This is a genomic window from Gracilibacillus sp. JCM 18966, assembly GCF_055392695.1.
The window spans coordinates 2,060,620-2,085,338 of the sequence record NZ_AP043883.1 but is presented as its reverse complement, the minus strand read 5'-3'; the positions used below and the strand labels follow the sequence as shown (position 1 = coordinate 2,085,338).

19 protein-coding genes are annotated in these 24,719 nt (G+C 38.4%); 1 reads left to right on the top strand and 18 read right to left on the bottom strand.

Features of this window, described 5'->3' with window-relative positions:
* Positions 1–89 precede the first annotated feature (89 nt).
* On the bottom strand, positions 90–1,556 hold the full coding sequence (betB, locus tag ACZ5N5_RS10005) for a betaine-aldehyde dehydrogenase (protein ID WP_277678815.1): 1,467 nt from the start codon (positions 1,554–1,556) through the stop codon (positions 90–92).
* A 212-nt stretch (positions 1,557–1,768) separates the two neighbouring features.
* Between betB and cudC the strand changes: the two genes are divergently transcribed.
* Complete coding sequence (gene cudC / locus ACZ5N5_RS10000; RefSeq protein WP_054788917.1) at positions 1,769–2,356, top strand: choline uptake/conversion transcriptional regulator CudC; 588 nt, start codon at positions 1,769–1,771, stop codon at positions 2,354–2,356.
* A 285-nt stretch (positions 2,357–2,641) separates the two neighbouring features.
* Here the strand turns inward: cudC and ACZ5N5_RS09995 are convergent, their stop codons facing one another.
* From ACZ5N5_RS09995 to ACZ5N5_RS09915, 17 genes are all read right to left on the bottom strand, one after another.
* A complete protein-coding gene (locus ACZ5N5_RS09995) occupies positions 2,642–3,619 on the bottom strand; it encodes a tRNA dihydrouridine synthase (RefSeq protein ID WP_464373775.1) in 978 nt (325 codons plus the stop codon).
* Positions 3,620–3,978: 359 nt separating this feature from the next.
* Positions 3,979–6,423, bottom strand: coding sequence for a glycoside hydrolase family 38 N-terminal domain-containing protein (locus tag ACZ5N5_RS09990; RefSeq protein WP_464373725.1), 2,445 nt, complete (start codon positions 6,421–6,423; stop codon positions 3,979–3,981).
* Between the two features lie 18 nt (positions 6,424–6,441).
* Positions 6,442–7,332 (bottom strand): ROK family protein, encoded by an 891-nt coding sequence (locus tag ACZ5N5_RS09985; protein ID WP_464373774.1) that lies wholly within the window; start codon positions 7,330–7,332, stop codon positions 6,442–6,444.
* A gap of 27 nt (positions 7,333–7,359) precedes the next feature.
* Entirely contained in the window at positions 7,360–9,081 is a 1,722-nt protein-coding gene (locus tag ACZ5N5_RS09980; RefSeq protein ID WP_464373724.1) for a class I mannose-6-phosphate isomerase, read from the bottom strand.
* Positions 9,082–9,193: 112 nt separating this feature from the next.
* Positions 9,194–9,922 carry a GntR family transcriptional regulator gene (locus ACZ5N5_RS09975; RefSeq protein ID WP_464373723.1) on the bottom strand — a complete coding sequence of 243 codons (729 nt, stop codon included), beginning with the start codon at positions 9,920–9,922 and terminating at the stop codon, positions 9,194–9,196.
* 134 nt (positions 9,923–10,056) lie between these two features.
* The gene (locus ACZ5N5_RS09970; protein WP_464373722.1) at positions 10,057–10,188 is read right to left on the bottom strand and encodes a hypothetical protein; all 132 of its coding nucleotides are present in this window, start codon (positions 10,186–10,188) and stop codon (positions 10,057–10,059) included.
* Between the two features lie 814 nt (positions 10,189–11,002).
* Positions 11,003–12,394, bottom strand: coding sequence for a 23S rRNA (uracil(1939)-C(5))-methyltransferase RlmD (gene rlmD, locus ACZ5N5_RS09965; RefSeq protein ID WP_464373721.1), 1,392 nt, complete (start codon positions 12,392–12,394; stop codon positions 11,003–11,005).
* 223 nt (positions 12,395–12,617) lie between these two features.
* Positions 12,618–13,535 carry a diacylglycerol kinase gene (locus tag ACZ5N5_RS09960; RefSeq protein WP_109983907.1) on the bottom strand — a complete coding sequence of 306 codons (918 nt, stop codon included), beginning with the start codon at positions 13,533–13,535 and terminating at the stop codon, positions 12,618–12,620.
* A 232-nt stretch (positions 13,536–13,767) separates the two neighbouring features.
* Positions 13,768–15,201: an Asp-tRNA(Asn)/Glu-tRNA(Gln) amidotransferase subunit GatB gene (gatB, locus tag ACZ5N5_RS09955; RefSeq protein ID WP_054861528.1), complete on the bottom strand. Its 1,434-nt coding sequence runs from the start codon at positions 15,199–15,201 to the stop codon at positions 13,768–13,770.
* Positions 15,198–16,670 carry an Asp-tRNA(Asn)/Glu-tRNA(Gln) amidotransferase subunit GatA gene (gene gatA / locus ACZ5N5_RS09950; RefSeq protein WP_054861529.1) on the bottom strand — a complete coding sequence of 491 codons (1,473 nt, stop codon included), beginning with the start codon at positions 16,668–16,670 and terminating at the stop codon, positions 15,198–15,200. The genes gatB and gatA overlap by 4 nt, the downstream gene beginning before the upstream one ends.
* Before the next feature lie 12 nt (positions 16,671–16,682).
* Entirely contained in the window at positions 16,683–16,973 is a 291-nt protein-coding gene (gene gatC, locus ACZ5N5_RS09945; RefSeq protein WP_109983908.1) for an Asp-tRNA(Asn)/Glu-tRNA(Gln) amidotransferase subunit GatC, read from the bottom strand.
* 150 nt (positions 16,974–17,123) lie between these two features.
* Positions 17,124–18,275, bottom strand: coding sequence for a CamS family sex pheromone protein (locus ACZ5N5_RS09940; RefSeq protein ID WP_109983909.1), 1,152 nt, complete (start codon positions 18,273–18,275; stop codon positions 17,124–17,126).
* Entirely contained in the window at positions 18,276–20,288 is a 2,013-nt protein-coding gene (gene ligA, locus ACZ5N5_RS09935) for an NAD-dependent DNA ligase LigA (RefSeq protein ID WP_464373720.1), read from the bottom strand. It abuts the gene before it with no gap.
* Positions 20,289–20,304: 16 nt separating this feature from the next.
* Entirely contained in the window at positions 20,305–22,545 is a 2,241-nt protein-coding gene (gene pcrA / locus ACZ5N5_RS09930; RefSeq protein WP_464373719.1) for a DNA helicase PcrA, read from the bottom strand.
* Positions 22,546–22,564: 19 nt separating this feature from the next.
* Positions 22,565–23,248, bottom strand: coding sequence for a heptaprenylglyceryl phosphate synthase (gene pcrB, locus ACZ5N5_RS09925; protein ID WP_054787998.1), 684 nt, complete (start codon positions 23,246–23,248; stop codon positions 22,565–22,567).
* Between the two features lie 164 nt (positions 23,249–23,412).
* Positions 23,413–24,012: a YdhK family protein gene (locus ACZ5N5_RS09920; protein ID WP_425454570.1), complete on the bottom strand. Its 600-nt coding sequence runs from the start codon at positions 24,010–24,012 to the stop codon at positions 23,413–23,415.
* Positions 24,013–24,036: 24 nt separating this feature from the next.
* Complete coding sequence (locus tag ACZ5N5_RS09915; protein ID WP_054788000.1) at positions 24,037–24,561, bottom strand: CueP family metal-binding protein; 525 nt, start codon at positions 24,559–24,561, stop codon at positions 24,037–24,039.
* Between the last annotated feature and the right edge of the window lie 158 nt (positions 24,562–24,719).

Genomic DNA, 24,719 nt, shown 5'->3' with positions numbered 1-24,719 from the left:
CGAACCTCCTTAAGATATTGCTTAGCAACAATAATTGGGCAAGGATATCGTACTACTTGCCCAAAGTCTCCCCTACGTTTATAGTAAAATCACTTAAACCAATGAAGCGGTGTTGGTTTAAGGTTGCGATAAATGTGTTTCGTTTCTGTATACTCTTCTAATCCAAGCTTCCCTAATTCTCGCCCTATACCTGACTGTTTATATCCACCCCATGGGGCTTGAGCAAAATATGGATGGAAATCATTAATCCACACGGTTCCCATCCGTAATGCAGCTGCAACACGCTCTGCTTTATCAACATCCTTGGTCCATACTGCACCAGCTAACCCGTAAATCGTGTCATTAGCAAGTCGCACTGCCTCGTCTTCATCTTTAAAGCGTTCAACCGTTAAAACAGGACCAAATACTTCCTCCTGTACGATGCGCATAGTAGAATGACAGTTCGTTAATATTGTAGGCAAATAGAAAAAGCCGTTTTGCAGTTCAGGTTCTTCAGGACGTGAGCCTCCAACTAACACATTTGCTCCTTCCTGCTTTCCGATGTCCACGTATTTTTCTACTTTCGCTCGATGCTCTTCGGATATTAATGGTCCAGATTGAGTTTCTCCATTAAATCCATTTCCTAATTTAATTCGTTTTGTCCTTTCAGCAAGTGCTTCAACAAAACGGTCATGTATAGAATCTTCTACTAGCAACCTAGCACCAGCTGAGCAAACTTGTCCTGCATGAAAGAATACAGCATTCATAGCCTGATCAACTGCTGTGTCAAAGTCAGCATCCGCAAAAACAATATTCGGGTTTTTCCCTCCAAGTTCAAGCGCAATTTTTTTTACATTTTCGCTTGCAGCCTGCATGATTTTCTTCCCTGTAGAGATTCCCCCAGTGAAAGATATAAGATCAACATCATTGCTCACGGCTAGTTCGTTACCAACTGTATTCCCTTTACCGAGGACAAGATTGACTACCCCTTTTGGAAAACCTACTTCCTCCATTAGTTCTGTCACTTTAATGGTAGTTAAAGGAGTGATTTCACTCGGCTTCATAACAATCGTATTGCCCACAGCAAGTGCAGGAGCTATCTTCCAAGCTGCTTGTAAGAGTGGGTAGTTCCATGGTGTGATTTGACCACAAACTCCGACAGGTTCTCGAACAACCTTACTCTGGCTATTCGGAATCGGTGAATCAATGATTTCACCACCATCTTTATCCGCTAAACCAGCAAAATAGCGGAAAACTTCCACGATATCGTCCATATCTGCACGACTTTCTGTGATGGTTTTTCCCGTATCCAGTGATTCTAATTCTGCTAGTTCTTCTTTATCCCTTTCAATCAAACTTGCAATTTCAAGTACTTTTTTCCCACGTTCATTTGCAGGTGTATATTTCCAATCGCCATAATCAAAGGCTTCTCGAGCAGCTGATATAGCTAATTTTGCATCTTCCTCGTTTCCTTCTGTTACTGTTGCAATAATTTCTTGATTAAACGGGTTGATGATGCTTCTCTTCTCCCCGGAGCGAGCTTCTGTCCATTCCCCGTTGATGAACATTTTTTTCATAAAGTTGCCCCCTTTATTAATTTTGTTAAATTATTTCTTAACGTATTTAACAAGTTAAATATATCATATTCGTTTTTCATTGTAAACAAACCACTATTTTTAGTAAAATTAATTTTGATTTTCACGAAAGATGCGTTATAGTTAAAATTAAAGTAATTAAAATTAAATTTAACTATTTTAATTTATATAATAAGAAGAAATGAGGGTTAACATTGGAAGATAAGAATGGTGCAAAACAGCAGAAGGCAGAAGAATTGCTAGAGGATGCAGAACGTGAAGTCATTAACTCCATTGCCGAAACAATGGATCTCTATGGTGTCACACCATCTATCGGAAGACTTTACGCAACGATGTATTTCAAACATGACCCATTGACTCTCGATGATATGAAAAATGATCTTGGCATGAGTAAACCAAGCATGAGTACTGCTGTAAGAAAGCTACAGGATATCAACATTGTAAAGAAAGTTTGGAAAAAAGGTTCTCGTAAGGACTTATTTATGGCTGAAAAAGATTTCTTTCAATATTTCTCTAACTTTTTCGGGGATAAATGGGAAAGAGAAGCTAAATTAAATCTATCCTCTATTAATGATGCAATCAAAAAATTACAAGAAGTCCTTCATGATGAGGAAGTTAATGAAAAATTAAAGCAGCGGGCACAACAAGATTTGCAACAACTTGAGGAATACAAAAGCTATTGCCACTGGTTAGAGCGACTTGCTCATTCCATTGAGACTGGTGAGATTTTTGAATTTTTGCCGATGAAAGAAGCTAATCGCGAAGATCACAATGAATCTTAATTTAATGTCAAAAAAGGGGCTGGGACATAACTAAACAGCAATCGCTATAATCCGAACATTATTCTACTTTAGCGTAGTCAAAATACGGAGACTCCTGTGGGAACAGCACGAGCTGAAGATCCACTTTGCAAAGCGGTTTTCTTTGCAAAGTTAGCTGAAGCCGTGCCCACGGAAAGCGGAGTATTTTGACGGAGCGGTATCCGTGCAGAAATATTAACGTTTGAATTTTCCTTTCTTTACTTACTCTTTCGTCCCAGCCTCTTTTTATTGAGACAAGGTATATTTTCACAAAGTCTTATCCATATTCTTTTGTTCAAAATCATCAAGCAGTTCACGCACTTCATCCGTTGATTCTGTGCTCATCAACTGATTTCTTAATTCACTTGCACCTCGAAATCCACGAACATATATCTTAAAAAAGCGACGAAGAGGCTTGAACAAACGAGGTTCTAATTTCGAATACTCATCAAAGAGATCCAAGTGCAGTCTCAAAAGATCGAGCAATTCTTTACTACTATGGTCCCGCTGTTGCAGCTCAAAGGCAAATGGATTGGTAAAAACACCACGTCCAATCATCACCCCATCCACCTCGTACTGATGAGCAAGCTTCAAGCCTGTCTGACGGTCGGGTATATCTCCATTAATGGTTAAAAGTGTATCTGGTGCCACCTTGTCACGAAGTTTCTTAATTTCTGGAATAAGCTCCCAATGTGCATCTACTTTGCTCATTTCCTTTTTTGTACGGAGATGAATGGATAGATTCACAATGTCTTGTTTCAATAGGTGTGTCAACCAATCCTTCCATTCCTCTACATAGGTGTAACCAAGCCTAGTTTTTACACTTACAGGTAACCCTCCTGCCTTTGCTGCTTGTATGAGCTCTGCTGCAACTTCAGGACGACGGATAAGGCCACACCCCTTGCCATTCCCTGCCACATTAGGTGCAGGACAGCCCATATTGATATCAATCCCTCGAAAACCTTGCTTCGCCATCCCAATACTCATTTCTCGAAAGTATTCAGGCTTATCTCCCCATATGTGGGCTACAATTGGTTGTTCATCTTCTGTAAAAGTCAAACGCCCACGAACGCTTTGATTACCCTCTGGGTGACAATAACTCTCCGTATTTGTAAACTCTGTAAAAAATACATCAGGTCTACCTGCTTCACTTACTACATGGCGAAACACGACATCTGTCACGTCCTCCATTGGTGCTAATATAAAAAACGGTCGTGGTAATTCACGCCAAAAATTATCTTTCATATTTAAAATTCCAATCCTCTCATCTTGGGGTAACAGGCCAAATACTTGTCCAACATAAATGTCTCTGTTAACACTTTTTAACATTAAAAATTACCTTTTACTACTTCATTCCAATAAAAATCTCAGTTGGTTTTCTAAACCACCTTATGGAGTAAAAGGAAAAAAGAAAATCACTTGGAACGAAAAGATTCCAAAATCACCAAAGACTATTTTATCCGAATCAAGGTCCAAATATCAAGGGTTTGATATATTAGTAACTTGAACTTTATTGTTAACAAAAATCAACGGTCGAATTATTCGACAGCTAGTAAAACCAAGATCTAAGTATGTCTTAAACACGACATGCAATTTTTTCATCATCAAGCTCCTTCCCTACTAGGGTTAACCGGGAATGCAAGCAGGCCTTGATTTAATTGTTGACACTTTTCCAATAATCGTTTTGGATTCTGCTGCTCAGAAACAAGGTATAATTGATAGTCAAACTCATAGAAACCTGATAAATCAACCTTGAAATTTGTTTCCCAGAAATTATTCATAATCCAAGAATAAACGGGTTGTCGATTCTTGTCATGCTGCTGATCATTTGCTAATTCAATAGGATGATGTGCTAAAGAATCTAAGGTAATCAGTGGTGTATCTTTGATTGCTATTAGAAGTGAACTGTCTGTTCCTGTAAAGGCAAGCCCATTCTGTAAGCAGAAAAACTCCGTATTAGTTCCTGGCAGTTGATCAATTGCCGGTCGAAGCACAGCACCAGTCTTTTCAATAAATAATTCACCATCTTTGTCCGCACTAAATGGCAGTGGAATATAAAGATTTTCCGGTGCCCACTCATTCTGCTTTTGAATTCTAACCGTTACAGCAATTTTCGGCAGTTCTTTATAGACCTTAAGGATCACCGTGTACATCTGTGTACCTTCTAGTTCAAAATCCATTTGAACGGCAGTAAATAAATCTCCGTCTTTAGTTATATCGATATGTTTTAGACTAGCAGTATAACGATCTACCAATCTCCCTTTACGATTTCGTCCCATCAATCTTCTTTCAGTACAGGCATCCGTTGTAATTGGTGTCTTCTCATATACTCCTGTAAAAGGTGCATATAGTGCGTCTGGATGGATCAATTCTCTTTTATTTTTCTTATCTCGTAAGGATGTAATTCCTGATTGCTGATCAAAAGCTAATCGATAGTGTTTGGTTTCTACTACATGAGTATCCGGTACACCTTCATAACCCGGATAAGGAGCAATATCTTCTACTCTGTCAGTGCCAATATGTGCATGGTTAGCGTGTCGTGGATTCTTTGGTGCTTCACCTTTCACTAATTTCAACAGCTTCTCTTCCTTTGTCGCTAAAGAAATGGCAAATTCAATGACATCACCATTTGGTATTGGTGTAAGCTGGGCAGCAAGTTTCTCATTTGTTTCACAATCGATCACATCAATATAATTGTCTCGATCCCATGCTAAATACCTGCCATCGATATGTTCCCAATGTTTTATCGGTACAGTAGCATAATCCGTCACTGGATAATCATGGGGATTGACTACTTTAAAATACTTTTCCCGATCAATTGTTGGTGGCACTTCTCCCAAGTGACCAAGTATCTGATCCAAATGTTGTGAAATAAGGCGATTGGCGTTAATAGCATAGGCTGCCTTACGATAGTCTAAATCATTCACAAGCGTATTCCACGGTTCACTGACGGAAGAGGCATAACCCCATGTATGCTCTGCATATAACATCAATTGATACTCCGCTTCTTGCAAAAGAGATTCACGCCCCCATTTACCTTGTGGATCTAGTTTCTGTGATAAGTGATACTTCTGTTGAGCATCCCGATAGATCTTAGTTGGGGCAGGGGTGGAGCCAACTCCATCTGACCACCAGTCTGTCCAGTCACCTGCATACACTGGAAGATCAAGCTCCTGTTTACGTAGAAAATCAAAGAACTGATGTAGAGTAGTTAATTCAATCTCCACTTGACCGCCATGCTTATCATTCCATTTATGAATCATTTCAATTAGCCGAGGATTAGGTGGTGAATTATCGGTTACAATCCCTGAAATCATATTAGGAACAAAATCGAAGGGATAGTCTTCTGCTTCCAGGTTCTCCAAATATTCGAAAATACGCTGCTCTGCAATGGCCATTTGATCATCTGATGTAACTATCTCTGTCCCATTATCTATGCGATAGCTATTTGGAATCAACATAAAATCATTACCAATTTGATAATGATCACCATTCCAAACTAAAATCTTGTTTCCATTTGGTGTTTCCCACCAGAAGGGGATCTGTTTCTTATAGAGCGGGAACATGCCATGATGAGTATGTAAACAGGAATAGAGATTTACAATGCTGTTCTGATGCATTGTTTCTGCATATCCCCATGAAAATCCATTGATATCTGCTGTCATAGCTGAATCCAAATCAAGCTGATGTTCATTAGAGAATTTTCTTCCTTTTTTAAACATAGCATCTAAAATGTCATTATCGACAAGGTCAGTCATATTCAAATAGGTTAAAGAGATATCAATCTGACCTGACTGTACATATTGGATAAATTTCTGTTTGTCACTATCACTACTTTGCTCAAAGAACCGCTCAACCTGCCAATAGTTTTCACATGTCCATTTATACCCTTTCCATTCCGGTCTAGAGCCATTCTCACTCGCTTCTAATATATCAAGGACCGATTTGATATATTCTACATGGTGACGTTCAATCTTTTCTTGTCGATCGGTATAGCCAATATCAGTGTGCGAATGATGGATCAGTTGTAATTTCCACTTTTTCTTCATCTTTCATCCTCCTATTATTTACAGTTGCTTTAATTGGTGACATAAACCTTTATATGTACTCCTTGAACCATACGGGCTTGCGATCATATCCAGTGATTTTTGATAATCCATACCTGCTTCAATACCTTTTTCCATCCAGGTAAAACTCTTCGAAATTTGTCCACCGAAGACGATACAATCTGGCGCAAAGGCATGTACATAAGGGTGGAGTGCTATTCCAACCATTACTCCAAATTGGTGAAACACCTGCTGGGCTTCATTAGAGCCAGCAGCTGCTGCCTTTGATACGCTTAATCCATCCCAATCTTCCAACGAAAATTGCTGAGCAATGCTAGCTAGACCATTAGCCGATAAGTAATTCTCAATTACACCATCTAAGAAGGGCTGTTGATAAAGCATACCACTGTCTGGCAAACCATACTGACTGCGAACTACTCGCCCCTGCTCAATAAAAGTGGAACCAAATCCTGTCCCAAGAGTAAGGCAGATCATTTTCTCTGCTTGCTTGGCAACACCTTCCTGATACTCTCCGATGGCAAAAGCAACCGCATCATTTTCAAAGCAAATTGGAAACCCACTTGTGTATCTTTGAGATAGCAGCCATTGTTGAACAAAGTTAGCTATATTTACTTGATAGAGCGACTCAAACTTCCCTAATCCTTGCATTAAACTAACCCCATGGAAATAATCAAATGGACCAGGGAAGGCAAAGCCAATTCCTTCTATCGAGCCTTTGAAGTTCTGTAATTGTTCCTCCAAAATTACTGTAAAATGTTTGAGAATCTCTTGTTTGCTAGATTGTGCCTTAGATGGGTAATGATAATCTTCTGGATAGAAACATTGATAATTTTGATCTAGTATATTCACCTTTATTTCGGTACCGCCTATGTCTAAACATAGATAAAACATTTGAGACACTATTCCCCCTCCTATGATTTAGCGCACAAATGCCTTAATTGTCATTAATTGTTTACCTATACTCCTGCCATACGGCTGGATCGTATATTGTTTCACTGATTCCGGAATAATAAAGGTTTCTCCATAGTGCACCACAAACGGATCAAAACTGTGATCAAGGCTCTCAATAATTGCCTCTTCCCCTTCGACCAAATTCAACATATTGACGCTGCCATGAGTTTGATGCAAAACCATGCCAGTAAAGGTATGTCTTCTCGTTTCAATAAATTCCGTTTTATGAAGCCCTGTACGTTCTTCCTGCCATTCTGGATATTCAGCGATAAGCTCCATTTGATTGCATAATTCTTGTTCTACCCAGTCTTGATCACGTGATATCACAATATTAGGCTCTCCATGATTTAAATGGACAGGACGAGGCAAGCCATCTAAACCAAGCCGACCCCAATCCCAAAGTTTAAAGGTAAAACGATTAGGAGTAGCACTTATTTCTAATACCACGGTGTTCGCACCCGCACTATGAATAGTTCCTGCTGGAATGGAATAATGATCATGTTTTTTCACTGGACGCTGATAAATATATTGTTCATCAGGAAAACGCTCACCGCTTGAAGCTGAATGTTGCAACGCTTTCATTAATTCTTTTTTATTGGTACCATTTTTAACCCCTAAATAGAGTGAGGCCTGATCCTTCGCCTCTATAATGTAATAACTCTCATCTTGCGTATAGGTCATGCCAAATGTCTTCTGTACATACTCTACTAATGGATGCACTTGCAGGCTGAGATTACCGCCCCCTACTGTATCCAAGTAATTAAAACGGATTGGAAATTCTTTGCCTAATTGATCATAGACTCGTTCGCCCAATAAAGCTGCAGGTTGATAGAATACAAGATTATTAGCTGGGATTTCCATCTGAATTGTATTTGTTGCCAGCAATAAGCTGTTCTCCTCTGGAACACCATCAAAACTCCATGCCAAATTGTCCTTATACTGTTCCACTTCAAAGGTTTCCTGCATCCAGTTACCACCCCAGACTCCAGGATCAAAGAATGGCACTAAACGAAAAGGCTGTCTGGCAATCTGCTCTAATGCTTCAAAATAAGCCGTTGCCTCTAACATTACAGGTTGATTAGCTTGATGAGTGTCCAGGAAATAATCAATCGAATTAAACAATTGCTGTTTGAGCCTGTCCGCCACACGCCACTCAAAGAAGTAACCACGTTTGATCATACGTAAAGGATCTTCTCCAGCATTATTGGCTTGCCAATTACTATAGGTGCCAGATTGATATCTTTTTTGAATTTCCCATCTGGACAGATCTGCATAGATCAATAGATCAGCTGGGTAGAGCAAAGAAGCTCCAACTCCATATACCACCACAGATTGATTACTTGCCAAAACAGTTTGGATTTTTTGTTGTAATATCTCTTGTTGTTTTCCATCTATAAAGTCTTGCAATTGATGATGACTAACTACACCAAAAATTCGATCTTCTGTTAAGTTTTCTTCAATCATGGTTGTGACTTTTTCCACCGTATAGAACTGTTCTGTAGCTTGTATAATTAACCCCGGTTCTAGCGGTGCTATTAACCGCTCTAGAATTTCCTCTTCATTTATAGCAGGATAACATTCCACAGCTATAACATTACTCTTGGTTCGTCGTATTTCTGTCTGAATTGCTGAATATCCATTAAACCCTCCTTGTACTTTTACTCTTGTTTTTGGAAAAGCATCATACATAACATACCTCCTTTATTGTTCTTTTGTCATAACATTATAGCACAAGAAATGGCGCTAAATTGTCTTTTTCAAAGAGCGCTGTCTCTAGGGTTGAAGGGCTTTGTTATATAATTCAGCTTTGATGGAAGTCTAAATAATAACGATATTTCTTACCTATATAGAAGCATTCTGTATATTCATAAAAGTTTTCTGTAATTTGTGAAGTAAAGCGGACACGTTTTAATACTGGTTCTGATTCTTTGATTTTTAACTTTCGCTGAACTTCCCGATTCGGTGAGACAGCCTCCACATACTCTCGTTCTTGGTTAACGATAATATTTTTTGTACGTAAATAAGCATAAAATGAAGTATAGTAATCTTTCGGGTCTATTGAATAATCACGATCATAAGCAATATAGGTAATAAAGAAGGCAAATACAGCGTCCTCGTCTCCTCTAACACGTTTCAAGATCAATATCTGACTGCCTGTTTCAATATTAAGAAACTTTGCGATTCGTTTATCTGCATTAGCTAACTGAATTTCAACATCTACTGTTTTTGCATATTTTCCTCTCTCTTGTAATTCTTGGGTAAAACCTTTAATAACTGTAAAATGGTCTTCTTCCTGAAAAGCTTCTTTAACAAATGTACCTTTTGAACGAATGCGAACAAGCATATCTTCCTTCATTAGCTCATCGATTGCCTTACGTATAGTAATTCGACTGACATGATACATCGAACAAAGCTCCATTTCAGTTGGTATCCGCTCTCCCTCGGGCCACTTTTCTGTTTGAATATTTAAACGCATATCATCTGCAATTTGAGCGTATAAGGGATATGCATCTTGACTTTTTACCTTCATGCTTAACCTGCTTTCTTTTGCTAACATTCTTAAAGACAGTGTCCGTTTTTTTAGTAAAAAAGTCAAGAATTATTCGAGTCAAGAGCATGTTTAATTTATATATATCCTGAATTGTTTAACGTGGTGCTAATCATTCATAATATCATCATTATGATAAATCTATTGGATGATTCGACAGCCATTAACCTTACGTTCCCATGTTCAACTGTCTGGTTCATGTCTAAATTCCAAATAGATAATTTTTCAAAACCTAGTTGTAACCTCACCCTCTTAGTTTCTCCGGCAGGTAGTGGCACCTAGCTCTTTTTTCCTCAAATCGTTGCACTCTATTTAATTTACGAAACCTTTATTATCATTTGTAAGGAAAATACTAAAATTCTAATTTTTTAAGAAATGTATTTGTCTGCTACTGTTAATAGTACATTTTGATATATATTCTCCATTTGATTGTGATAACGTCCAAATATCACAATCATCTAAATCAAATTTCCATCCATACTCTAAAGTTGGTTCAGAGTCTAAAGCAAGAAATCAAAATCATACGCTACACGACCTTTAGCTAATTTGATAATAATATTTTCAAATCTCTCTTTATCAAAATACAAAACTTTTCCCTTTCCCCTTGCAAGCCCCATTCCACCGTATCAGTTAAAATAAAGTTTTGCTACGGAACCCCCATTATTAGACTTTTTCGGATCAAAAATGACCGTTTTTCGGACCTTTTTCGGCTGTTTTTTCACGTTTTTTTCGGAGTTGGAATAAAGTTTTGGTAATAGAATGAAAAAATAGGAGAGAAAAGATAGTGGAGTTAAGAGGGATAGAATAAAGAGAAAAATAGTGGATGAGTATTGATTTGTTATTGAAATGAATCATGGATGAGATATTGAAAAAACACAGTAATGACAAGAAATAACGGAGATAAGAATGATCGAATAAGATTCTTTCCTCCTCCCTCTTTACTCTATTATGAGCATGAAAAAACTCGGGCTCCATTTGAGGAAAACCCGAGAAATTATTAGATTTCTTATTGGAAAAGCAAATGTTTATTCTTACAGAATTGGTGGTGAAATTAGCAAGAGTTTATTTTTGATCTACAAAATCCAATTCCAACCAAGCCACACATTCGATATGTGTCGTCTGCGGAAACATATCCACAGGCTGCACTTCCTTCGTCTCATACCCTCCATTATCCAGAAATTTCAAGTCTCTTGCCAATGTGGATGGATTACAGGACACATATACAATTCTTTTTGGCTTCATGTCAATCATTGCTTGCAAAAAGTATTCATCACAGCCCTTTCTTGGAGGATCGACAACAATGACATCAGGACGTAATCCTTGAGCTTTCCACCATGGCATAACCTTTTCGGCTTGCCCTACAAAAAATTCGGCATTTTCTATCTGATTTAGCTTTGCATTTTCCTTCGCATCTGAGATCGCTTCAGGCACCACTTCTACTCCATAGACCTTTTTCGCATTTTTCGCTAGAAACAAGGAGATGGTACCTATTCCGCAGTATGCATCAATTACTGTCTCTTTTCCTGTTAAAGCTGCATATTCTAATGCTTTGTCATATAATTTTTTCGTTTGGACAGGATTGACTTGGTAGAAGGATTTGGCGGAGATAGCAAAACGAATACCACCGATTTCGTCATAGATATAAGGGTCTCCCCAAAGCACCTTTGATTTCTTACCTAAGATGACATTCGTCCGTTCAGGGTTGATATTTTGCACGACTGACTTTACTTCTGGATATGTTTTCACTATCTCATCTACAAGCTTTTCTAATGCCGGTATTTTTTCCTTCTTCGTTATAAGAACAATCATCGTTTGTTTAGTTTCTTGACCAGAACGAACCATAATATGTCGTAATAGACCACGATTTTTTTCTTCATCATAGGCAGAGATCCCCAGCCTGTTGGCAATCTCTCTTACAGCATCAATCATTCGATCATTGACTTCATCGGTAATGATACACCGTTCCATATCATCGATAATATCATGGCTTCTTTTGCGATAAAATCCTGTAATAAGCTCGCCATTTTGCGATCCAACAGGAATTTGCACTTTATTCCGATAACGCCATGGATCCTCCATTCCGATTGTTGGATGGATAGGAATATCCACTATATGCCCAATCTTTTTCAGTGCATATTGCACCTGGTTTCTTTTCATTTCTAGCTGCATCTGATAGCTCATATGTTGTAGCTGACAACCACCGCATTTGTAATAAACATTACAAGGAGGGTCTACTCTTGCAGGACTTTCTTCGACCGTTTCTACCAATTTACCAAATCCAAAGTTTTTCTTTACATTAATCACCTTTACTTTGGCTTTTTCACCTGGTAGAGCGTATGGAACGAATAATGGATAGCCTCCTATCTTTCCAACACCTGCGCCTTCATGTGTTATATCTTCAAATATAAGCTCCACCAGCTCATTTTTCTTTACAGGAGGTGTTATTTTCGTCATTTTATCTACATCCTTCTTGGAGATATATTTGTTGTCTGATCGTATGCTGTCAAAATTTTATCATAGTAAGAAGTAAATAGGAAATTCCTTGTCTAAATTCATCATTTCCTGGGAAATAATTACCTCATTCGTAGAAACATTAGATGCGTTAGCTTTCCTTATCCTTTATAATTTCCTAACGTATAAAAAATACGACATCTATCTTATAGACATCGTATCCTTCCTATTCTGTAATTTGATCCTGTTTTTCGATAAACTCTTTCGAAACAAAAAATTCAATATGACGATACAAATTGACAAATTCACCAGGCAATAGCCCACCATACTCCCCATCTAAATTCAACTGCATTTTCTCTTCTGAGTGTACTTTAATTCGATTGGCCTTTGTATAGAAAATATGTTTGTCTTCTAAGTGAGCTCCTCTTGTCGCAAGGGTAGCAATACGAATAAATTCTGCTAAATTCGCTTTTTTAAGAATTACTAAATCAAAATATCCGTCATCCATTTTCGCTGCCGGTGCTAGTTTTTCAAATCCACCAACAGAGTTTGTATTTGATACTAAAAATAACATGATTTCTTCTTCTAAAACCTTACCATCATATTCAATTTTTACTTTCGTTGGCTTTAGTGAAGGAAGCATCTCAATTCCTTTTAAATAATAAGCTAGCTGACCAAGCATTGTTTTAAGTTTACTTGGCACCTCATAAGTAAGCTCTGTCAATTTACCTCCACCAGCAATGTTCATAAAGTATTGGTCATTCACTTTTCCAATGTCAAGTGACCTAACATTATGTTCTAAAATCACGTCAACCGCCTTCTGAATTTCCCTTGGGATCCCGAGCGCACGAGCAAAGTCATTCGTCGTACCAACTGGAATAATTGCAAGCTGAGGCCGATAATCCTGTTCAGCTATACCTTGTACTACTTCATTAACCGTCCCATCTCCACCAGCAGCTATGATTAGATCGAATTTTTGTTCCACGGCATATCGAGCAGCTTGAACCCCATCTCCTTCACATGTGGTGGCATGTGTCGATGTTTCATAACCTGCTTGCTCAAACCTTTTCAATACTTCCGCTAGTTCTCTTTTAAACACTTCACGTCCAGAAGTTGGATTGTAAATAATACGCGCACGTTTCATGTTCATATCTCCTCTTAAGTAAACCTTCTATCTTACATCATAAGCGATTTAATCATAATTGCAAAGAAAAACTACTATTTTTTGTAAGTGCCCAGACAAGTTGACGTTTATACAAGTATTATCTCTAAGGTTGTGTTCAATATTATTTTTGCTTCGATGAGTACTTTATCAACATGTAAAAAGGACTGAGCGACTATGCCACAGTCCTTCTTCTTTCGCTATCAGACATGGATTATCTTTTGTCGATTTCTTCTTTAATGATTTTATTTACCATTGGTGGGTTTGCTTGGCCTTTGGTAGCTTTCATTGTTTGACCAACTAAGAAGCCAAGTGCTTTATCCTTCCCATTTTTGAAGTCAATGATAGATTGCTCGTTCGCATCAAGAATTCCGACAATAATTTCACGAAGCTGACCTTCATCTGAAATTTGTACAAGTCCTTTTTCTTTGACGATTTTTTCTGGATCTCCGCCTTTGTCTACTAATTCAGCAAAGACCTTTTTAGCCATTTTGGAGGATATCGTTCCATCCGCAATCAACTGTATCATTTTCGCTAAAGCTTCTGGTGTCATCTTTAAATCTGTAATTTCGATTTGATGTTTATTCATATATGCTGAAACTTCACCCATTAGCCAGTTAGAAGCTTGCTTAGGATCTGCTCCTGCGGCAATCGACGCCTCAAAGAAATCAGACATTTCTATCGTACTTGTTAACACTCCTGCGTCATAGGAAGGGAGATCTAATTCCTTCACATATCGTTCTCTACGTGCATCTGGTAGTTCTGGAATTTCTGCACGAATTCTTTCCTTCCATGCATCGTCAATATAAAGTGGTACAAGATCTGGCTCAGGGAAATAACGATAATCGTCAGAACCTTCCTTCACACGCATGAGGATGGTTTCTTTCGTTTGTTCATCATAACGGCGAGTTTCCTGTAGAATTTCCCCACCATTTAATAGTACTTCTCGTTGACGCTTTTCTTCGAATTCTAAACCTTTTTGCACGAAGGAGAAGGAGTTTAAATTTTTCAGCTCTGTTTTTGTACCAAATTCTTTTTGGCCAACTGGACGAATAGAAATATTGGCATCACATCGCAGTGAACCCTCTTCCATTTTACAGTCAGATACTCCTGTATACTGAATAATATTCTTTAATTTTTCAAGATAAGCGTAAGCCTCTTCTGGTGTACGAATATCTGGTTCTGATACGATCTCAACAAGTGGCGTACCTTGTCGATTATAATCGACTAATGAATAGCCATCATCATTATGTGTTAATTTTCCAGCATCTTCTTCTAAATGAAGGCGGGTAATTCCTATTTTCTTTTTCTCTCCATTCACTTCAATTTCGATCCATCCGTTTTCCCCAATTGGTTGATCGAATTGTGAAATTTGATAGGCTTTAGGATTATCTGGATAAAAATAGTTTTTACGATCAAATTTGGTATCTGTTGCGATTTCACAGTTAATCGCCATTGCTGCCTTCATCGCATAATTTACTGCTTCTTCATTTAAAACTGGTAAAACACCAGGGTACCCTAAGTCAATTGGGTTCACATTAGCGTTCGGTTCGGAACCAAATGCATTGGGACTTGGACTAAAAATCTTAGAATTCGTCTTTAATTCCACGTGAACCTCTAAACCAATGACTGTTTCGAAATTTGTCATGATAGGTCACCTCCTAGGTTAGGACGTCTATTATGATGATCGGTAGCTTGTTCAAAAGCATATGCCGTACGATAAATCGTGGACTCATCGAAATGTTTTCCGATAATTTGTAGTCCAATTGGTAATCCTTCACTTGAAAACCCACAAGGTATGGAGATGCCCGGAACACCTGCTAGGTTTACTGGAATAGTTAAGATATCATTTGCATACATGGTTAAAGGATCATCTATCTTTTCGCCAACTTTAAATGCTGGTGTTGGAGTAGTTGGGCCAACAATCACGTCATAGTCTTCAAAGACTTTTTCAAAATCATTTTTGATTAATGTCCGTACTTTCTGAGCTTTTTTGTAGTAAGCATCGTAATATCCAGAGCTTAAAGCAAACGTACCAAGCATAATACGACGTTTTACCTCATCTCCAAACCCTTCAGATCGTGAGTATTTAAACATATCTAACATATCAACACGCTTTTCTGTACGGACACCATAACGTACCCCATCAAAACGAGCTAAGTTCGCACTAGCTTCTGAAGAGGAAAGAAGATAATAAGCAGCTACAGCATATTTAGAATGTGGTAAGGATACCTCTTCCCATGTTGCACCTAATTCTTCGTATTGTTTTAAGGCTGCTAATACAGCTTCTTTCACCTCTGGATTAACCCCTTCTTGCAAATACTCTTTTGGTACCGCAATACGTAATCCTTTTACATCCTGCTTTAAAGCATCACTATAATTTGGGATATCCACATTGGCAGAAGTAGAGTCCATTTTATCTTGCCCAACAATGGCCTGTAATAAATGTGCATTGTCTTCTACCGTACGAGTAAGTGGTCCAATTTGGTCTAGTGAAGATGCAAATGCAACTAATCCAAATCGTGATACTAAACCATATGTAGGCTTTAAGCCGACCACTCCACAAAATGCAGCAGGTTGACGGATAGAACCACCAGTATCAGAGCCTAATGAAAAGAACACTTCACCAGCTGCAACAGATGCAGCTGAACCACCACTAGATCCACCTGGAACATAATCTGTATTCCATGGATTGCGTGTTTTCTGGTAGCTAGAATTTTCATTAGATGAACCCATCGCAAATTCATCCATGTTTAGCTTACCAACAGTTACTGTATTCTCTGCTTTAAGCTTTTCCACAACGGTGGCATCATATAATGGATCATTTAGGTTGTCCAAAATTTGACTAGCACATGTTGTACGCAAGCCTTTTGTTACAATATTGTCCTTGATTCCAATCGGAAGTCCGTATAAAATCGATGCATCAGAGCCTAGTTTTTCGTCTAGTTCTTTTGCTTGTTTTCTAGCTTCTTCTTCATTCAAAGTAAGAAATGCTTGGATTTTGTCATCTACTTCATGTATGCGAGTATATGACGCATCGACAAGATCGCTAACTGTAATTTCTTTATTATGTAGCTTTTCTTGTAATTCCTTTAATGTATAATCGAAAAGTGACACTAGCCTTCCTCCTTAATCTAAAATAGACGGTACTCGGAATTGACCATCCTTTTGATCTGGTGCATTCTTAAGTGCATCCTCTTTACTAATCCAATCTCTCGGCTCATCCTTACGCATCACGTTTTTTAAGTCTAATACGTGTGTTGTTGGCTTTACATTCTCCGTGTCTAACTCATTCAAGAGCTCTGCGTAATTAATAATATCACCTAGTTGTTTAGTCATTTTCTCTACTTCTTCGTCAGTTAGAGCAAGGCGTGCTAAATTAGCAACATGCTTTACCTGTTCCTTTGAGATATCTGCCAAAATATTCACCTCCAAAAAAAGTCCCATTTATAAATTGATTGAAAAAATCCAAAGCGCCAATGATAGGCGCTAAGAATCTACAAATACTAAAATCCATAAGGTCTATTTTACCATTAAAACACTAATTTCAAAACAGATTTGTATCATAATTTAGTTATAGATATGAACAAACCCTTCCTCTTCACCAGCTTCACGAACAATTAGTGCCTCTTGATTTTGACCTGAGGTAATATTGATCTCCAAATTATAATGATTCGGAAAGCCAGATAGAACCAAGCCATAAACATATTGGGTAAAACCGATTAACTCTGACTTCCCATAGAAGGAGACTGGTATATCGATCGTTAAATCTCTTAATTCTTCACCTTGATAGAAGCCTTTTCCTATCACACTTACATAGTTAGGAAAATAGGAAGCAACATCTGCTTCAAAGTCTGATAAGGTTGCGGAAGTATCTGAATAATTTTTCTCGGCATTGTTTGAAGGAAACAGTACATAGTTCTCATCCACTTCCTTCCAATCTCCTATTGATGATTCATCTCCAGCTATATTCGTTTTGGCGACAAAGTTACCTGGTACGAGTGAGCTTTGTGGAGCTTCCCGATAAATCATCATCATGACAGGAACCTTTTCCAACCCTTCTATCTCTCTAATTCTCTTCAACACTTCATCCGCTATTTTATTTGCTTCACTTAACATTTTGTTCTTTGATATCTCCTGGTAGTAATAAGGTCCGCCGACTTCTGTTTGAAATCGGTAAACAGATTTCATGGCGATCGCAATCGAAATCCCGGAAAGCTTCACCATTTCACCATCTGTTTTCGTCAAGTAATTTTGCTCCACAATATGTGATAAGTATTTAGGATTTTTTCTTTCCGCTTCTTCTGATGTCTCACCCTCACCCAATGCAGGATTTAAACCAAGTGGATGCTCTTCTTTATCATAGCGTTCTAGCCATGAATAAAGTATATCCTCTGTCAAATATTGGCCTTCTTGAAAGAAATACTTGTCTGGGTCATAAACACTAGTGGAATGTCTCCGCAATCCTTCCTCTAACTCATCAATATCTAATCGATTGGATACTTGGTTGGTGATAACCCCTCGAGCCTGACTAAGACTTGAATCGACTAAGACACGATACGTATCTTCTGATAAATTATGTGTCGGAATAATCGCTGTTTCCTGTTCCGCTTCTTCCGTTGAATCATCTACTATCGTTTCCTCAGGATCTTCTCCAAATTGTGGCGCACAACCTGCCAGAAGAAGCACGATGATTAACAGACTATACTTGATTCTATTCATTTATGCTTCCCCCTCTAAAACAGTTTGTAGCTTTTCCTCGTCCCATACCTGAATCCCGAGCTTATTCGCTTTATCTAGTTTTGATCCTGCATCCTCACCGGCAATGACAATATCTGTTTTTTTACTAACACTTCCTGTTACATTTCCTCCGAGGGACTCAATCTGTTGTTTTACTTCCTGACGAGTATAGATCGACAATTTTCCAGTTAAAACAATCGTCTTACCAGCAAATACAGCGTCTTCTGCAACATCTGTAGCCTTTGGTCCCTTATAGGTAAGATTCAATCCTAGGTCCTTTAGCTCTGTTAAAAGATATTGTACCTTATCATCTTCAAAGTAACGCACAATAGAATCAGCCATTTTATCTCCGATTTCATCGACAGCTGTTAATTCTTCAAAGGATGCTTGTTGTAAATTCTCCATTGTTTCAAAATGTGCTGCTAATGTTTTGGCAGCTTTCGATCCAACATAGCGAATTCCAAGCCCGAATAACAACCGCTCCAAGGAATTTTCCTTTGATTGTTCAATCGCTTGAAGCAGATTCGAAACGGACTTTTCTCCCATTCTTTCCAGCTGGAGTAGCTTTTCTTTTTCTAATCTGTATAGATCTGCAATTGTATGAATGAGCTTCTCACGGAAAAGCTGTTCCACCACCTTTTCTCCAAGCCCATCAATATTCATAGCAAGTCTTGAAACGAAATGTATCAAGCCTTCCTTCAGTTGGGCAGGACAATTCGGATTGATACATCTTAAGGCAACCTCTTCCTCTAATCGAACAAGCTCATTACCGCACGACGGACATTCAGTTGGCATCGCAAAAGGTTTCCCTTCCTCTATTCGTTTATCCATCACAACACGAACAACTTCTGGAATGATGTCACCAGCCTTTTTTATAACCACTGTATCCCCAATACGAATATCCTTCTCTTTAATTAGATCCTCATTGTGTAAAGAGGCCCTTTGCACAGTAGTACCTGCAACTTTCACTGGTTCAAGGATTGCCGTCGGAGTTATCACACCAGTTCTACCGACACTCAATTCGATATCGGTTAATTCCGTTACCGCTTCTTCTGCTGGAAATTTATAAGCAATAGCCCAGCGCGGACTTTTCGCTGTAAACCCTAGTTGCTCTTGTGCTTCTAAGTTATCTACCTTGATAACAATTCCATCTATATCATAAGAGAGTTCTGCTCGTTTTTCTACCCAATTCTCAACATATTCTAAAACCTCTTCGATGCCCTCACATTTTCGCCATTCTGGGTTTGTCTTAAACCCAAGCTGTTGTAAATAAGTAAGACGCTCACTATGTGTGTTAAGCTCACCTGATTCCCATTCTCCTACTGCATAGAGAAATATATCAAGGTTTCGTTTGGCTGCAATTTTAGGATCTAGCTGTCGAAGCGATCCTGCAGCAGCATTTCTAGGATTAGCAAACGGTTCTTCCTCCATCTGTTCTCTTGCTTCATTCAATGCTAGAAAGGATTTTTGTGGCATATAGGCTTCCCCGCGTACTTCAATCGGATTGTCATCCTTAATTTTTAACGGAATACTACGGATAGTTTTTAAATTATTCGTAATATCTTCACCAGTTGTTCCATCACCACGTGTTGCTCCTTGAACAAAAAAACCATTCTCATATCTTAAAGAAATCGCCAGACCATCAATTTTTAATTCACATACATATGTTACTTTGTTTACGTCTAACCCTTCACGTACTCGGCGATCAAAATCCTTTAAATCCTCTTCGTTAAAGGCATTGCCTAAGCTAAGCATCGGCACACGATGAGTCACTTTTTGAAACCCTTCTAACGGCTCACCTCCGACACGTTGGGAAGGAGAGTCTGGGGTGATCAAATGAGGGTATTGCTCTTCTATTTGTTTCAATTCTTGCATTTTTTGATCATATTCGGCATCAGGCACACTAGGTTTGTCTAAAACATGGTATTCATAATTGTATTGTGCTAACACCTCGCGTAAGCTTTCTAGCTTTTTTTTCGCCTCTTGTTCGGTCATTGAGACACCCTCCTTCTTATCCTTTCGTAATCGGAGCGAATTTTGCCAATAGTCGTTTAATTCCAGTTGGTGCTGGGAAAGCAATATCTAACTCCAATCCTTCCCCTTCCCCATTCACTTTAACAACAGTTCCTTGTCCCCATTTGTTATGCTTTGCTTTATCGCCAACCTTCCACTCCTGCTTCTCGCCACCACTTGTTTGTTGTACGATTCTTCTTGGTTTACGTTTTGGCTGATCAAACGGAAGCTCACTATCCTGGATATCTACTCGGTTAAAGCCAAACATAGAATCTTCTACTTGTTCTTTTCCTTCTAACAGTTCTTCAGGAATTTCATTAATAAAACGACTAATAGGATTCATATTGGTTCTACCAAATAGTGTCCGCATTTTCGCATGAGAAACATGCAGTAATTCTTCTGCTCTGGTTATCCCTACATACGCGAGCCTACGTTCTTCCTGCATCTCCTCTTCATCCATCATCGATCTACTATGTGGAAAAACATTTTCCTCCATTCCGATTAAGAACACGGCCGGGAATTCCAAACCCTTCGCTGCATGTAATGTCATCATAGTGATTTTATCATCTGCAGTTGGGTCATCATCCATACGGTCAATATCAGAGATTAAGGCTAAATCGGTTAGAAAATTAACTAAGGTTTTGTCTTCATTTGTCTCTTCAAAGTGCTTCGTAACTGTTTTAAATTCCTCAATATTTTCAAGTCTTGTTTGGGCTTCAATACTTCTTTCATTGATTAGCATTTTCTCGTAACCTGTCTTCTCAATTACCTCTTCCACCATATCTGTAGCAGTCAGAAATTCCTGCTGTTGTTCCCAATTTTTAATCATTTGACCAAATTCTATTAAAGATTTTGCCGCTTTGGCACTAACACCGACAAAGTCTACCTCCTGCACAGCTGTATATAAGGAAATATCATTTGCCGCAGCATATGCTTGTAATTTATCAATCGAGGTCTTGCCTACTCCTCTTTTCGGTTCATTGACTACCCGTAAAAAGCTAATATCATCTTCAGGATTGACGATGAGACGTAAATAAGCGAGCATGTCCTTTATTTCTTTACGATCATAGAATTTGGTTCCCCCGACCATCTGATAGGGGATATTTGCTTTCATAAAGGTCTCCTCAATCGCACGGGACTGTGCATTTGTTCGATAAAGGATCGCAATATCCTTATGGGAGTATTTCCCTTCACGAATATATTCTTCGATCTTTTCTGCAACAAACAATCCTTCCTCACGTTCTGTGGAAGCATGGAAATAATGAATCTTATTTCCTTCCTGGTTGTCCGTCCATAAGTTCTTCGGTTTTCTTCCAGTATTATTTTCTATCACTTTATTAGCAGCTTGCAAAATAGATTTTGTCGAACGGTAATTCTGCTCCAACATGACTACTTTTGCAGTTGGATAATCTTTTTCAAAGGAAAGGATGTTCGTGATATCTGCCCCTCTCCATGCGTAGATAGATTGGTCAGAATCCCCAACAACACAAAGATTCTGAAAACGTGCTGCAAGTTGTTTTACCAAATAATATTGGGCATGGTTTGTGTCTTGATATTCGTCCACATGAATATATTGAAAGCGTCGTTGATAGTACTCTAGAACTTCTGGAACACGGTTAAATAGATGAATAGTTTGCATAATCAAATCATCAAAATCTAATGCTTGGTTTTTCCTTAATCGTCTTTGGTATTCTGCATACACCTCAGAAATTTGTCTACTGTAGAAATCTGCAACAGATTCTGCATATTTTTCTGGTGTAATCAGTTCATTTTTCGCACTGCTTATCGCTCCTAGAAATGCTCTAGGCTCGAATTTCTTCGGATCTAAATTCTTCTCTTTTACGATATTTTTTATGACGGTTAATTGGTCACCACTATCTAAAATCGTAAAGTTTCGACTGTAGCCGATACGATCAATATCTCTTCTTAAAATACGGACACACATAGAGTGAAAAGTGGAAACCCACATATCATTACCAACAGGGCCCACTAAAGCCTCCATCCTATCCTTCATTTCCCTTGCTGCTTTATTCGTAAAGGTAATCGCTAATATACTTCTGGGGGATACTTCTTTTTCATCCAATAAGTATGCTATCCGGTGTGTCAATACTCGGGTTTTCCCACTTCCTGCACCTGCCATGATCAGTAATGGGCCCTCTGTATGCTTGACAGCCTCTTGTTGTTCTTTATTTAAACCATTGAGTAGGTTATGCTTGATCGGACTCAATGTTAACACCATCCTTTTATTTCAGAAAAAATTACTTCTTAACTGCTTTGACTGTCTTTAATGCTTCTTTTGGGTTTTCATAGATGGCATTTCCAACAACAATCATATCGGCAAATTGGCTCATTTCTTCTGCCTGGGATTTTGTTGAAATACCTCCACCATAGATAAGCTTGGTATTTGATAATTGATTGCTTATCGCTTCAACGAGATTGGGATCTCCATATTTGCCACTATACTCTACATAATAAAAAGGTAATCGAAATAAATGTTCAGCCATCCTCGCATAAGCAATCGCCTCATCTTCTGTAGGGAGACTACAATCTGTATGCTGAAATACCTTTGATTCGGGGTTCATGATACAATATCCTTCTGCATACATTTCCTCCCAATTAATGACATCTCCATATTCCACAACAGCTTCATGCTGTTTATTCATCAGCCATTTTTTATTTTGACTGTTAAGCACCATTGGCACAAAATAGTAATCAAAGCCTGGAGTTACAGATTCTAGATTCGAAATCTCTAAAATAACTGGAACGGAGTAGCGACGAATATAGCTGAGCAACTGTAGTACTCCATCTAATGTCACTTCATCTGTTCCACCAACTATAATCGCGTCTGTTCCTGATTCACAGATTTGATCCAACACCTCATCTGAAATATCCTTTGCTGGATCTAGTTTGAACACATGCTTCCACTCATCCATATTATACACAATAATTAATCCTCCAATAATGACGATTCTATATCCATTATTTCATTATAGCAAAAATCCCGTCCATTTCAGAGTGATATAGAGAAGAAAGAAGGAAAAAATCTGAGGATAGTTCCAGGCTATAGGAAACCCCCACTAGTAAAGTGAGGGCTTGAAAAATTATCCTATTCTACTGGAGAAAGCTCGTCTTCCGTCACCCATTTGTGATTTTTGACTACTTTCTTCGTTTCTGTATCTTTATAGCTAACCATATAAACAGTGGTATTTTGTGCAGAGTCGATTGTAGCATTCGCTCCATCCATGCCATTCATATGATCTGCCTCGAGAACCACCTCATCTCCTTCAGCGTATGGCGCTTCCTCTGCATTTTCAAGTTCTTCATGGATCACCCATTTGTGATTTTCTACTTTTTCACCACCAGTCGTTGGCTTGTAGGTTACTGCATAAACTGTAGTGTGATAGGCACCTTCAATTGTTGCTACAGCTCCATCCATTCCTTTCATATGTTTTGCACTCATTATCGCTTCACTTCCAAGAGGATATGTCGGATTATCCTCCTTCGCTAGATTTTCTGGAACTTCTCCTGAGCTAGAATGATCCATACTAGCATGTTCAGTAGAATCTGATTCCTTTTCCTGCTGGGATTCTTCATTCATATTAGAATCATTCTTTGTGTCACTAGGCTCTGTCTCATTATTTCCACCACAACCTACTAGTAAAAATACCATAAAGGTAACTATCGTTATTAGTATTTTTTGATTCAAAACTATACCTCCATTATTATTGACTTATATTAATTGCATAGTGGTGATGCAAGTATTGTCACCATCGAAAGTAGTAATTTTAGATTCCGCCATTTTTCCGTTATGTTCAATTTTCACCTCGTATGTCTTATCCCTCTTCAGCCAAAGATCAAGGAATCCATTTTCCAAAGATGTCATTCTTTCATTTATGATTACATTTCCATCTTCATCCATAATATGTACTTCGAATTCTTCTTCCTTCAGCTCTCCTTGACAGCCAGTTAAGCTGTGATTTTCACAAGGATGAGTGTTTTGTAAAAAAGGAGCAATCGAAACAAAAAATTCATCATTAGGCAGTTCATAAGTAGATTGGTTTTTATTACCATTTGTCACAATAAGCTCCTGGGAGGTGATAGAAGCGGACAGATCTTCAAAATCTCCTGCACTATAGCGTTCTACCATTTCTTTAATATCCCGTGGTTCTTTTTCCTTTGAAGCCTTATCATCACATCCCACCATTGCCAAACTAAGCAACATTATCCACATTATAACCACTATACTTCTTTTCATATACTTCACCCCTAATGTTTCTTATTCTCTCCTACTATTATCCGGTCCATAGTTGCTTTGGTCAATCTATAGGGGGCTATAGCTATTGGGAATTAATAAGGACTTGCTGTCTGTTATCATTTAGATGAAAAACATTTTGTGGGTCGGACTGGCCGGAG